The 12366-nt window shown below is 71.6% G+C and carries 10 protein-coding genes and 1 rRNA gene; 4 read left to right on the top strand and 7 right to left on the bottom strand.

Annotated elements, in window-relative coordinates; genetic code table 11:
- The first annotated feature begins 138 nt into the window (after nucleotides 1-138).
- Nucleotides 139-256: ribosomal RNA gene (gene rrf / locus ACFY0I_RS17815) — 5S ribosomal RNA — on the top strand.
- A 247-nt stretch (nucleotides 257-503) separates the two neighbouring features.
- On the opposite strand, the gene ACFY0I_RS17810 is transcribed toward rrf, so the two are convergent.
- From ACFY0I_RS17810 to ACFY0I_RS17780, 7 genes are all read right to left on the bottom strand, one after another.
- On the bottom strand, nucleotides 504-2045 hold the full coding sequence (locus ACFY0I_RS17810; protein WP_388896212.1) for a type VI secretion protein: 1542 nt from the start codon (nucleotides 2043-2045) through the stop codon (nucleotides 504-506).
- A 2-nt stretch (nucleotides 2046-2047) separates the two neighbouring features.
- Entirely contained in the window at nucleotides 2048-3463 is a 1416-nt protein-coding gene (locus tag ACFY0I_RS17805) for an ATP-binding protein (RefSeq protein WP_388896209.1), read from the bottom strand.
- Nucleotides 3464-3482: 19 nt separating this feature from the next.
- Nucleotides 3483-5045 carry an SCO6880 family protein gene (locus ACFY0I_RS17800; protein WP_388896206.1) on the bottom strand — a complete coding sequence of 521 codons (1563 nt, stop codon included), beginning with the start codon at nucleotides 5043-5045 and terminating at the stop codon, nucleotides 3483-3485.
- On the bottom strand, nucleotides 5042-6358 hold the full coding sequence (locus ACFY0I_RS17795; RefSeq protein ID WP_388896203.1) for a hypothetical protein: 1317 nt from the start codon (nucleotides 6356-6358) through the stop codon (nucleotides 5042-5044). Before ACFY0I_RS17795 ends, ACFY0I_RS17800 begins: the two co-directional genes overlap by 4 nt.
- Nucleotides 6348-7181, bottom strand: a complete 834-nt coding sequence (locus tag ACFY0I_RS17790) for a hypothetical protein (protein ID WP_388896200.1) — start codon at nucleotides 7179-7181, stop codon at nucleotides 6348-6350. Before ACFY0I_RS17790 ends, ACFY0I_RS17795 begins: the two co-directional genes overlap by 11 nt.
- A 102-nt stretch (nucleotides 7182-7283) precedes the next feature.
- On the bottom strand, nucleotides 7284-7592 hold the full coding sequence (locus ACFY0I_RS17785; protein ID WP_053676383.1) for a hypothetical protein: 309 nt from the start codon (nucleotides 7590-7592) through the stop codon (nucleotides 7284-7286).
- A gap of 527 nt (nucleotides 7593-8119) precedes the next feature.
- Entirely contained in the window at nucleotides 8120-8941 is an 822-nt protein-coding gene (locus ACFY0I_RS17780) for a pentapeptide repeat-containing protein (RefSeq protein WP_388896198.1), read from the bottom strand.
- Between the two features lie 118 nt (nucleotides 8942-9059).
- Here ACFY0I_RS17780 and ACFY0I_RS17775 point away from each other — a divergent pair, with 118 nt between their 5' ends.
- From ACFY0I_RS17775 to ACFY0I_RS17765, 3 genes are read left to right on the top strand one after another with little or no spacing between them, the layout of a single operon-like run.
- Nucleotides 9060-9668 carry a LysE family translocator gene (locus ACFY0I_RS17775; protein WP_388896195.1) on the top strand — a complete coding sequence of 203 codons (609 nt, stop codon included), beginning with the start codon at nucleotides 9060-9062 and terminating at the stop codon, nucleotides 9666-9668.
- Between the two features lie 56 nt (nucleotides 9669-9724).
- Entirely contained in the window at nucleotides 9725-10522 is a 798-nt protein-coding gene (locus ACFY0I_RS17770; protein WP_388896192.1) for a thioesterase family protein, read from the top strand.
- Nucleotides 10523-10582: 60 nt separating this feature from the next.
- Nucleotides 10583-12343: a protein kinase gene (locus ACFY0I_RS17765; RefSeq protein WP_388896189.1), complete on the top strand. Its 1761-nt coding sequence runs from the start codon at nucleotides 10583-10585 to the stop codon at nucleotides 12341-12343.
- Nucleotides 12344-12366: the final 23 nt, after the last annotated feature.

Below are 12366 nucleotides of genomic sequence, written 5' to 3'. Positions count from 1 at the left end.
CAGATGTGGAAGCCCGGTAACGGGTGGAGCTGACTGGTACTAATAGGCCGAGGGCTTGTCCTCAGTTGCTCGCGTCCACTGTGTTAGTTCTGAAGTAACGAACCGTGTCCATGCCCGGTTGGTTCAACTTCATAGTGTTTCGGTGGTCATAGCGTTAGGGAAACGCCCGGTTTACATTCCGAACCCGGAAGCTAAGCCTTTCAGCGCCGATGGTACTGCAGGGGGGACCCTGTGGGAGAGTAGGACGCCGCCGAACAATCATTGTGGGAAAGCCCCGCACCAGGTAACTGGTGCGGGGCTTTTCTGCGTTTACGGCCAGGTCCTTTACCGCCGGGCCGCCGGCCCGGCCACCAGTGGTCCGGGTCTGGGCAGACGGGCGTGGTGATCGGTGGTGCTGCCGCCGGGCAGGCCGTAGGTCTCCCCTGTTCGTCACGGGGGACAACACGCCGCCCTGGCTCCGCGTCCTTGAGCGGACGCACCAGCCGATCATCGCGGGACGGGCCTTAGGGCAGGTCGAACGAGGCCTGGGGCCAGCGGGCTCGGGCCTGTTCGCGGCTGCGGCACAGGGCGAGGAGCGGCAGCGTGTCGTCGTCGAGGAGATCCGGGAGCTCCGGGATCGGGGCGACGGCCGCGACGTCCTCCAGGACCAGGGTCAGTGGTGGGTCGAGCCGACCGTGGGATGACCGTGCGGCCATGCGCCGGCCGTGCTCGACCACGCTGGAGGCGAGTGCGGTCAGCAACGGCATCGCACCCGGGTGGGAGCGGGGGTCTTCGAGGGGTTCTCCCACCACGTAGAGGCTGCCCCCCTCGGTCACGAACGAAGCCAGGGTGAGCGAATCCGTTCGGTTCGGGTTGCAGGCCTCACGGATGTGGATCGACGTGAGGGAGCTCAGGGCGCGGGCGGTCAGTTGGAGGGCCTGTTCGCGGCGTTCCGGGTGGGAGGTGAGGGCGCTCTCCAGCTCGCCGGCCGTTCCCGGGGCCGCGCGGGGGTGTGTGCGGAGGATGCGTACCGGGTCCTGGGCGGAGGTGCCCTGGGCCCAGCGGTGGAGCTGCTTGAACGGGCGCTCTTCGAGCGCGGCTGCTTGGAGCCAGCTGCGCAGGAGGGTTTCCGCGGTGTCCGCGAGTACGGAGTCGATGCGGGCCTGGGGGCGTACGGGGGCCAGCAGGGCCGTGGCTCTGGCGGCGGCCGTGTCACGGTCGGCGCAGCCTTCGGCGGGGTTCCAGTGCATGCGGGCCGGGGTGTCGCACAGGTGCGAGGGGTCGTAGAGGAGGACCGGGCCGAGCTTGGCGCGGGCGTCCTTGGTTTCCGACCAGAGCGCCGGGGAGGACGTGACGACCAGGAGGGCGCCTTCGGCTGCCGCGATGGCGTCCGCGGCGAGTTCGTGGCGTGTGGTCGGGGTGTTGTAGGCCAGGCGCGTCGGGGTACGGGCCGTCGCGGTGGTGGTGGCGGGGGCCGGGGCCGGGGCGTAGCCGAAGCCGTAGCGGTAGGCCTCGTCTACCGGGGAGGGGTGCGGCTCCGGGGGAGCGGGGACGGCGGGTGCGGCGGTTTTGGGCGCCGGGATGGGGAGGGCGGTGGGTGCGGGCTCGGGGGCCGGCGGCGGCGCTAGGGGCGTCGCAGTCGGCGCCGGCATCGGCTCCGGTTCGGGGGCCGGCGCCGGTGGTGCGGCCGTGGGGCGGGGTGCCGCGCGGCGGGCCTTCGTGCGGGCCACCACGCCCAGGGTGAAGATCGTCAGGACCAGCAGCACCAGGAGTTGGCCGATGAACAGGCCCCAGAACAGGCCCCACCCCGGGAGGGCGTCGGGGGCGGTGGCCGGCCAGGCCGCGGCGATGTCGTGCGGCTGCGCTATCAGGGCGCGGACGGCCTCCGGGGTGCTGCGGAAGGTGACGGTGTCGGGCCAGGCGCCCTTCGAGAAGAGGGCGGCGAGGCCGGTGGCCGACCAGACCATGACGGCGAGCCCGAGGAGGAAGGCCAGCAGGCCGACGAGGAGTCCGTCGGGGACGCCGCCGGCTCGCGCCGGGGGCTCCGTACGTCCGGCATGGGGCATGGTCAGGCCACCGTGGTCGCTGAACCGGGGCCGCTGTGGCGGTGGCGTTCCATGTACAGGGCCCGTTCCTCCGCTTCGAGTTCGGCCGCCAGGAGTTCGTCGGGGAGCTGCGGGCCGGAGGACTCCGTCATCGCGCGGTCCGTGTAGACGAGGGGGCGTTCGGCTTCGGTGATGAGGTGTTTGACGACCTGCACGTTGCCGTTGACGTCCCAGACGGCGATGCCGGGGGTGAGGGTCGGGATGATCTCCACGGCCCAGCGGGGCAGGCCGAGTACGAGGCCGGTGGCGCGGGCCTCGTCGGCCTTCTGGGCGTAGATGGTGCGCGTGGAGGCCATCTTGAGGATGGCCGCGGCTTCTCGGGCGGCGGCTCCGTCGACGACGTCCGAGAGGTGGTGGACGACGGCGACGAAGGACAGGCCGAGGCGTCGGCCGAACTTCAGGAGGCGCTGGAACAGTTGCGCCACGAAGGGGCTGTTGATGATGTGCCAGGCCTCCTCGACGAGGAAGATGCGCTTCTTCCGGTCGGGGCGGATCCAGGTGTGCTCGAGCCACACGCCGACGATCGCCATGAGGATCGGCATCGCGATGGAGTTGCGGTCGATGTGGGAGAGGTCGAAGACGATCAGCGGGGCGTCGAGGTCGATGCCGACGGTGGTGGGGCCGTCGAACATGCCGCGCAGGTCGCCGTCGACGAGGCGGTCGAGGACGAGCGCGACGTCGAGGCCCCAGGCCCGGACATCGTCTATGTCGACGTTCATGGCTTCCGCGGACTCGGCCTCGGGGTGGCGGAGCTGGTCCACGATGTCGGTGAGGACGGGCTGGCGGTCCCGGATGGTGGCGACGACGTAGGCGTGCGCGACCTTGAGGGCGAAGCCGGAGCGTTCGTCGAGGCCGTGGCCCATGGCGACTTCGATGATGGTCCGGAGCAGCGCGAGCTGGCCGGTCGTGGTGATCGCCGGGTCGAGGGGGTTGAGGCGGATCCCGTCGTCGTTGGCTGCGATGGGGTCCAGGCGGATGGGGGTTATTCCCAGCTGCTGGGCGATCAGGTTCCACTCGCCGACGCCGTCCTCGCCCTGGGCGTCGAGGACGACGACCTGGCGGTCGCGGAAGCGGAGCTGGCGCAGGACGTAGGTCTTTTCGAGGGCCGACTTTCCGTTTCCGGATTCGCCGAGCACCAGCCAGTGGGGGGCCGGGAGCTGCTGGCCGTAGAGCTGGAAGGGGTCGTAGATGTAGCCCTTGCCGCTGTAGACCTCGCGGCCGATGATGACGCCGGAGTCGCCGAGGCCGGGGGCGGCGGTGGGCAGGTAGACGGCTTGCGCCTGACCGGTGGAGGTGCGTACGGGCAGGCGGGTGCTTTCGACCTTGCCGAAGAGGAAGCTGGTGAAGGCGTCCGTCAGAGCGGTCATGGGATCTCGCATGGGCGGCACTTCCCTCCAGCTAACGTCGGATGCCGGTGGCGAACGGCAGGGTGTTGACGAAGGCGCGGTGGTGCTCGCGGTCGCACCACTCCAGCTTCAGGTAGGACTTGCCGGCGGAGGCGCGGATGGTGCGCTTGTCGCGGGCGAGGGCTTCGGGGGATCGCGAGGACACCGTGATGTACCCGACCAGGTTGACTCCTGCCGCACCGCTGGCGAGATCTTCACCCCTTTGGTCGAGCCGGCCGTGGGCGGCGATGTCGCGGGGGTCGACGGTGCGGTTCATCTTGGCGGCGCGGGAGGCGTCGGCCTCGTCGTTGGTCTTCTCGGTGAGCATGCGCTCGATGGCGATCTCGGTGGGTTCGAGGTCCATGGTGACGGCGACGGTGCGGATGACGTCCGGGGTGTGGACGAGGAGCGGGGCGAGGAAGTTCACGCCGACCGGGGTCATCGGCCATTCCTTGACCCAGGCGGTGGCGTGGCACCAGGGGGCGCGGGTGGAGGACTCGCGGGTCTTGGCCTGGAGGTAGGTGGGTTCCACGGCGTCGAGCTCGGCCGGCCAGGCGTTGCGCTTGGTCATGGCCTGGATGTGGTCGATGGGGTGGTCCGGGTCGTACATGGAGTGCACGAGGGAGGACAGGCGGCCCTGGCCGAGGGGTTGGCGGACGCGGATGTCGGCCTCGGCGAGGCGGGCGCAGATGTCGGTGAGCTCGCGGGCCATGACGATGGCGAGGCCGGAGTCGCGGTCGAGTTTGCGGCCCTTCTGGGGGCTGGAGGCGCGGGCGATGGTGACGGCTTCGGCGGCCAGGTCGCGGGTGTAGTGCATGCAGGCGACGAGGTAGGCGCGGTGTTGCTCGGAGGACGTCGACACCATCGACTGGAGTTGGTCGTAGGAGTCGCGGAGCCAGACGGGGGCGTGGGTGTCGCCGCGTTGGGCGACGTCCTTCGCGTGGGCGTCCGGGTCGGCGGGGAGGGTGCGGGCGAGCATCTGGAGGCGGGTGACGAAGCCGTCGCCGTTCGCCACGTGCTTGAGGAGGGTGCCGAAGCGGTCGACGAGGGCTTCCTGGTCCTCGCTGTCGCGCAGGCCGACGCCGGGGCCCTCGATCTCGATGGCGGCGGTGACGGTGCGGCGGTCCGCGTGGAGGAGTACGGCGATCTCGTCGGGGCCGAAGGGCGCGGCGAGCCAGTTGATGCGGCCGATGCCGGGGGGCGGGCCGACCTCGACCTCGCGGCCGTCGGCGGCGCGGGTGCCAGCTTCGACGGCGGAGGAGCGGTAGGTGGTGCCGCGGCGCAGGATGCGCTTGTAGCTGCGGCTGATCTCGAACCAGCGGTAGAAGGTGCGGCCCTTGTAGGGGACGTACACGACGGCGAGAGCGAGGAGCGGGAAGCCGACGAGCGCGACGATGCGCAGGGTGAGGTCGGGGACGAGCAGGCCGCTCATCATGCCGATGAAGGCGCCGGCGATGATCAGGGCGATCTCGCCCGTCTCGCGGTTCTTGCCGACGATCGCGTTCGGCCGGGCGCGGCCGATGAGATACGTGCGGCGGGGCGTGATCGGGTGGAGCTGGTGGGACTGGGTCGTCAACGCCCGTCACCTCCTGTGTTCCTCGTCGTGCTGGAGCCGGTGCGGGGCGGGGGTGCGGCGGGGGGGACGGTTCCGCCGCCGGATCCGCTGCCGGAGCCGCGGCTGCTGTGGGCGGCCATGCCTCCGGAGATCTGGTTGCCGCCGCCGCTCCCGCCGCTGCCGCTGTCGGCGCGGTGGGCGCCGCCGCCGCGGCTGCTGTGGGTCTTGATGCCCTGGGAGACGAGGGAGGCCGGGGAGCTGATGACGGCGGCGGCCTGGGCGCCGTCGGTGGCCTTGGAGCGGTTGGTGCGGGCGGAGGCGATCTCGTCGCCGAAGCCGGGGACGAAGCGGTAGATCATCGCGGACGCGAAGATCGCGAGGAGGATGATCGCGAGTCCGGAGACGACGGCGGAGAAGGCGTCGGGGCCCTTGTCGCCGGCGAGGGCGCCGGCGAGGCCGAGGACGATGACGATGACCGGCTTCACGAGGATGACGGCGATCATGATGCCCGCCCAGCGGCGGACGTGGCCCCACATGTTGCGGTCGACGAGGCCCGCGTAGACGACGGTGCCGAGGAGGGCGCCGACGTAGAGGAGGGCGGCCCGGATGACGAGTTCCAGCCACAGGATGCCGGCGGCGAGGACCGTGACGAGGGAGACGACGATCAGCATGATCGGGCCGCCGCCGATGTCCTCGCCCTTCTTGAGGGCTTCGGTGAAGGAGCCGAAGAAGACGTCGGTCTGGCTGCCGGTGGCGGAGGCGATGACCTCGGTGACGCCGTCGGTGGCGGAGACGACGGTGTAGAGGATCAGGGGGGTGAAGGCGGAGGCGAGGACGGTCAGCCAGAGGAAGCCGATGGCCTCGGAGAGGGCGGTGGTGAGGGGGACGCCGCGGACGGCTCGCTTGGCGACGGCGAGGAGCCACAGGACGAGGGTGAGGATGGTGGAGGCGGCGAAGACCACTGCGTACTGCTGGAGGAAGGCGGGGTTGGTGAAGTCGACGTTGGCGGTGCCCTTTACGGCTTCGCTGAGTTTGCCGACGATCCAGGCGGCGGCGTCTGCGCAGCCGCGGGCGAGGGAGGAGAGGGGGTCGAGGGCGTCCGTCGGACTGTTGGAGGGGAGGCCCGCGCCGGGAGAGCTGCCGGGGGTCGCAGGATCTCCGAGCTCGCAGTACTGCTTGGAGGCTCCGCTGAGTGCCGCGCACGGGTCGGTGCTGGCTTGCGGTGATGGCGTGGGAGACGGCGTGGGTGCTGCGTAGGCGCGCGATGCCAGGGACATGGCGACCAAGTGGGCGGAGGCGACGACCGCCGCCCGGCGCAGGAGGCTAGCGGGCATAGGTGAAGCCTCCGAACTCCTTGACTGCTTTGCTGATGTCGTCGGACGAGGAGGCGGCGACATCGCCGGGAACCGGTGCGGGGCCGCTCTGCTGGCTTTCGGAGACGACCTTCCAGTCCCCGCCGGCCCAGACGAGCTCGAAGGTCCACGTCGCCCACGTGGTGTGGACGGGATCGACGGACTTGGCTCCGGACATGCCGATCAGGCCCGTGCACCAGACGGCTACCTTCGTGGCACCTGCGGAGTAGTTCTCGATGCGGGTGCCGACCGGGACGGTGCGGGTGACGAACGTGCTGCCCTGAGGTGCGTTGCCGTTCGCGTCGAGCCCGAGTCTGGTGAGGAAAGCGGAGGAGTACGCCTCGTCCTGGGGGCCCTTCAGCCGGGCTGCGGCGTCCGGTGTGAAGATGCCATCGACCAGGGCGTGCCGGGACTCTTTCTTGAACATCGTGTCCGAACCGAGGGCCACCGCGAAGTTCGCGGCGGCTGATTGGGCGCCTTGTTCGTCTTGGGCGAAGCCCTTGGGGATCTGGCCCTTCGGGGTGGTGACCGGGGGGACGCCCGTCGCGGCCGTGGCGTTGTCCGTCGGGGGCTTGTTCGAGGCTTGGTCGGGTGGGGGGTCCTGGGACTGGTTTGCGAAGGCGATGGCGGCGATGAGGAGGACCACCACGCCGACCACCGTGACCAGGCCGCGGGAGGCGCGGGGGGTGCGGCGGGGGGTGCCGTAGGAGTCGGAGGGGGAGTCCGGGAGGCGGGTGCGGGTCTGGCCCGTGCCGCCGACCTCGCCGTGGCTTCCGCCGCCGCCGTACTGGTCGTCGTTGCTCATTCCGTGTCCGCCCCCTCCGCCTCGTACGACGGTAGCGCTCGTTCCCGCGCGGACGCGGTGTGGTGATTCGCCATCAGGTACGACGGCCGCCGGGCTGCACGGCTAGACGGCCATTCCGTAGACGATCGTGAAGAGGGTGCCGAGGGAGCCGATGATGAAGACGCCCGTGAGGCCGGCGACGATCAGGCCCTTGCCCTGTTCCGCGCTGAAGGTGTCGCGCAGGGCGGTCGCGCCGATGCGCTGCTTGGCCGCGCCCCAGATGGCGATGCCGAGGCAGAGGAGGATCGCAATGGCCATGACCACTTCGATCATGACCTTCGCTTCGTTGCCGAGGCTGCCGAACGGGCCCCAATTCGGAGCGATTCCGCCGATGATGGTGGTGATGTCGCCCTTTTCCGCTGCCAGGATCATGTAACTCACCGCCCCTGTATGGGTAGTTCCGGTAGCCCGTGCCCATCGGCAGGGGTCACGCACTATCTTCGCTGATGAAACCGCCGCCGTCGTCGACTTGGTGGCTCTCTTTACCCGATCTCCCGGCCCGCGCCCCGTCCGTGCGCTCTGACCTGGGCGGGGGTGGGGTGCATGCGAAAGAACGTATGGTCACTCTGTGTATCACGGAGGGTGACCCCGGGCAATGATTGCCCGTTCGCCGTGCGGGGGGCCGGGTGAGGGGCGGCCAATCGGCGCATCGGTGCCGCGTGTCGGTGCCGCGTGTCGTGGGGTCGCGCCGGTGGGCTCGTCCTACGTTCCGGTAATCGGTTCGTCCTTGCGCGCAGGTCCTGACGGGGTGTCGGGGTGGGAGTCCCGGCCGGCCGCACGGGGGCGCGTGGAGGCACGAGGGGCGCGTGTGCGGGGGCGGGCGCTGCGCGGCCGGGCGGTGACGCCGGGTCGGCCGATGGGGGAGAGGTTGGGCCCGCTGCCGGGGGACCTCGGCGCGGCTACGTCCAGTGGGGTGGGCGGGTGAGGGTCGGGGGGATGCGGGTGGCCGGGTTGCCCCGGGCGGCGTTCAGTTGGGGTTGGGCGAGGAAGAGCGTGTTGCGGAGGTCTGCGTCGCGGAGGTCGGTGTCGCGCAGGTCCGCGCCGATCAGGTCGGCGCCGCGGAGGTCGGCGCGGCGGAGGTCGGCGGCGATCAGGTAGGCGCCGCGGAGGTTCGCTCCGCGCAGGTCGGCGCCGGTGAGGCGGGCGCCCATCAGGTCGGCGCCGCGGTGGTTCTTCTTGCGGCCGGGGAGCGTGGCGCGAACCAGTTCGCTGGTGCGCAGGAGGAGGACGTTGATCTCTTGGCGGAGGGCGCCGACGTCCAGGGCGGCCAGGGTGGCGGCGTCCGAGCGGGTCAGGGCTTCGGTCCGGGTCAGGGCGCGGCGCAGGTCCGGGTGGGCGGGGGCGGCTTCCGGGCGGGTGAGGGACTCGGCGACGTAGAAGAGGAGCTCGTGGAGCTGGCGCATCACCGGGAAGACCTCGAACATCGGGGCCCGGGTGTCGGGGTCGGTGCGCCAGTCCCGGCCGCCGAAGGTGACCTGGGAGACCTGCTGGCCCGCTCCGAAGCAGTCGAAGACGGTGCAGCCCTGGAAGCCCTTGTCGCGCAGGGCGGTGTGGATGCCGCAGCGGAAGTCCTGGCGGAGGTTCGTGCAGGGGGTGCCGGCCGGCTTGTTCACCGCGAAGTCGGTCGACTTCGCGAACGGCAGGGCGACGCAGCAGAGCGCGAAGCAGTGGGAGCAGTCGGCTTGGAGGACGGGAAGGACGGGAAGCGCGGTGGTGGACACCAGGCCATTGTCGCCCGGCCGGGCGTCGGCCGGCGTCGGCCGGCGTCGGCAGCCGTCGGCAGCCGTCGGTGGGCGGAACGCCTTGATCCGGCGCGGGGTGAGCGGTGAGCATCCGTACATGACAGAAGTGATCGCAGTCGCCGTCATCACCCTCCTCGCCGTGATCAGTCCCGGTGCGGACTTCGCCATGGTGGTCAGGAACAGCTATCTGTACGGGCGCCCGACGGGGCTGTTCGCGGCCGCCGGGGTCGCGGCGGGGGTGCTGGTGCACGTTTCGTACACGATGCTCGGCGTCGGTCTGCTGATCGCCTCCTCCACCGCCCTGTTCACGGCGATCAAGCTGGCGGGCGCCGCGTACCTGGTGTGGATCGGGGTCCGTACCTTCCGGGCGCGGGCCGAGCCGGCGGTGGACCTGGAGTCGAAGTCGGGGCTGACCCCGCTCGGGGCGTTGCGGTCGGGGTTCTTGACGAACGTGCTGAATCCGAAGACCACGCTGTTCGTGGTGTCGACGTTCACGCAGGTGGTGAACCCGGGCACCTCGACGTGGCAGCAGGCCGGGTACGGGTTGTTCATGGCTGCGGCGCACCTGGTGTGGTTCGGGTCGGTCGCGCTGTTCTTCTCGGACTCGCGGTTGCGCGATCGGATGTTGAAGGCGCAGAAGGCCCTGAACCGGGTGATCGGGTCGGTGCTGGTGGGGTTGGGCGTCGGACTCGGTTTCGCCCGCTGACCCGGGTGCCGCCACGGGCTGGTGCCCCGGGTTACCTCTCGGTAGCGTGCCGTGGCATGGAAGCTGCCGACGGGTTCTACGAGCGGGTCGACACCGGACGGTTCCGGGCGGGCGAAGCCACGCGCGGGCCGTGGGACGTGGGGTCGCAGCACGCCGGTCCGCCGGCGGCGCTGCTCGGGCGGGCGGTCGAGGAGCGGCCGGGCGGGCGCGGGGACATGCGGATCGCGAGGATCACGTACGAGATCCTGCGGCCGGTCCCGATCGGCGCGCTGGAGATCACCACGAGCGTGCTGCGCTCCGGCCGCGGCACCGAGGTGGTCGAGGCGGCGCTCGTACCGGAGGGCGCGGACGCGCCGGTGATGCTGGCGCGGGCGCTGCGGATCAGGGTCGCCGGGGAGTCGGTGCCGGCGGTGGTCCCGGGGGCGCTGCTGCCGCCGCCGGGGGAGGTGGCGGTGACGCCGTTCTTCCCGGTGCCGTGGGAGACCGGCTACCACTCGGCGATGGAGACCCGGTTCACCGAAGGGGCCTTCACCGAGCTCGGGCCGGGGACCTGCTGGATGCGGATGAAGGTGCCGCTCGTTGCGGGGGAGGAGGTCCGGCCGCTGGACCGGGTGCTCGTCGCCGCGGATTCCGGGAACGGGATCGGTTCGGCGGTGGACTTCGGCCGGTACGTCTTCGTCAACGGTGACCTCAGCGTCCACCTGCACCGCCACCCGGTCGGCGAGTGGGTCTGCGTGGAGGCCCGTACGAGCGTGGACGCGGCGGGGATCGGGCTCGCGGACTCCCGCCTGCACGACGAGAAGGGGCCCATCGGTCGGGGCGCGCAGAGCCTGTTCGTCACTCCGCGTGGATAGCCGGCCGCCGGCGTCAACCCGCTTGCCGGGCGCGGAAGTCGGTGTGGCAGTCTCGGCCGGATGGAGGCGCTGAGAGACACCGACCCCACGCACATCGGGGCGCAGACCCTGCTGGCCCGGATCGGGGCCGGCGGCATGGGACAGGTGTACCTGGGCCGCTCGCCGGGCGGCCGGCTGGTCGCCATCAAGGTGATCAAGGACGAGATCACCGGGCATCCGGAGGCGCTCGCGCGGTTCCGCCGGGAGGCCGAGACGGTCCGGGCGGTGCGTTCCGCGTACACGGCGAACCTGATCGACGCCTCGCTCGCGGCGCCGCCGTACTGGCTGGCGACCGAGTACGTCGCCGGGCCCACCCTGGCCGACGCCGTGCGCGAGCGCGGGGCGCTGCCGGCCGACACCTGCCGCAGGCTGTTCGCCGCGCTGGCGGAGGGTCTCGCGAGCGTCCACGCGTACGGGGTGACGCACCGGGACCTCAAGCCGCAGAACGTCATCCTGGGCGTGCAGGGGCCGCAGCTCATCGACTTCGGCATCGCCAGGGCGGCGGCGCAGACGGCGCTGACGCAGTTCGGCACGGCTCCCGGTACGCCCGGGTACACGGCTCCCGAGGTGCTGCTGCGCGGTGAGGTGGCGGACGCGGCGGACGTCTTCGCGCTGGGGGCGACGATCGCGTACGCGGCCACGGGCCGGGCGCCGTTCGGTACGGGCGAGCCGACCGCGGTCAACTTCCGGGCGGTGCACGGCGAGATCGACGTGGCGGGCGTGGAGCCGGGTCTCGCCGCTCTGATCGGGGCGTGCGTGGCGGTGGAGCCGGGGGCGCGGCCCGCGCTCGCGGAGGTCATCCGGCGCTGCGCCGTGGACGCGGCGTTGGTCGACGATCCGGTGTACGCGACGTTCCTGGCGGCGGGGTCGGCCGGTGAGCCGGTACCGGGGCTGCCCGACGGGCTCCCCGCCACCGCCGGGCCCGGGCTCGTCCGGGGGCCGGGCGGCTACGTGCCGACGTACGTGCCGCCGCAGCCGGTCGGCGCGCCCGCCGCCGGGGTGTCGGCCGGCCGGCGTCCGCCGCGCCGGGCCCTGGCGGCCGTCGCCTGCCTCGTCGTGGGCGCTCTGGTCGCGGGTGGGTACGTCCTGCTGCGGGAGGAGGACGGCAAGGTCGCCGCGGACGGGGGTCCGCCGGCCGCGCCGTCGGCTTCCGCCCCGGCCGGGCGGACGCCCGCCGGGCAGCCCGGTGCGAGCCCGGCCGCGTCCGCGGCGCCGTCGGGCGCCGCCGGTACGGGGGCCGTCCCCGGCCGCATCCAGGCGACGAACCCGTCGCGGGACCTGTGGACGGGCAAGGCCGGTGGGGCGGGGGCCTGCAACCTGCCGCCCGAGGAGGCCTCCCGTTATCTGGTGGCCTCGGCGGTCGACGCCGACACCCCGGGTGCGGCGCCGGGCGCGGTCACGGGCAAGGCCAGGATCAACGTGATGCTGAAGGGGTACCACCAGGAGACCGGTCCGTACTACGTCTCGGTCGGGGTCAAGCCCCCGCACGAGATCGACGAGGCGACCGGGCGGCCGTACGCCGACTTCGTCGTGGAGAACAAGACCATCGGTTACACGAGCAGGAGCGTGGACCTCGCGGCGAAGGCCGCGGCGGGCGAGAGCGTCGAGTTCACGTATCCCGACGACTTCGCCACGGAGCTCGTGGACAACCAGGGGAAGCCGAAGAGCTTTCCGGCGATCCCGGTCGCCAACGACCCCGGTGACTGGACGGTGGTGTTCTACCGCGTCAGGGGCATCAAGGAGTACACCAGCATCTTCTGCACCGGCTTTCCGGTGAAATAATGCGAACACAGGCCGACGAATAC

The organism is Streptomyces sp. NPDC001568, from assembly GCF_042893755.1.
Taxonomy (GTDB): domain Bacteria; phylum Actinomycetota; class Actinomycetes; order Streptomycetales; family Streptomycetaceae; genus Streptomyces.
Note: the sequence above shows the minus strand (reverse complement) of the source record. Positions and strands in the feature narration are given on the sequence as shown.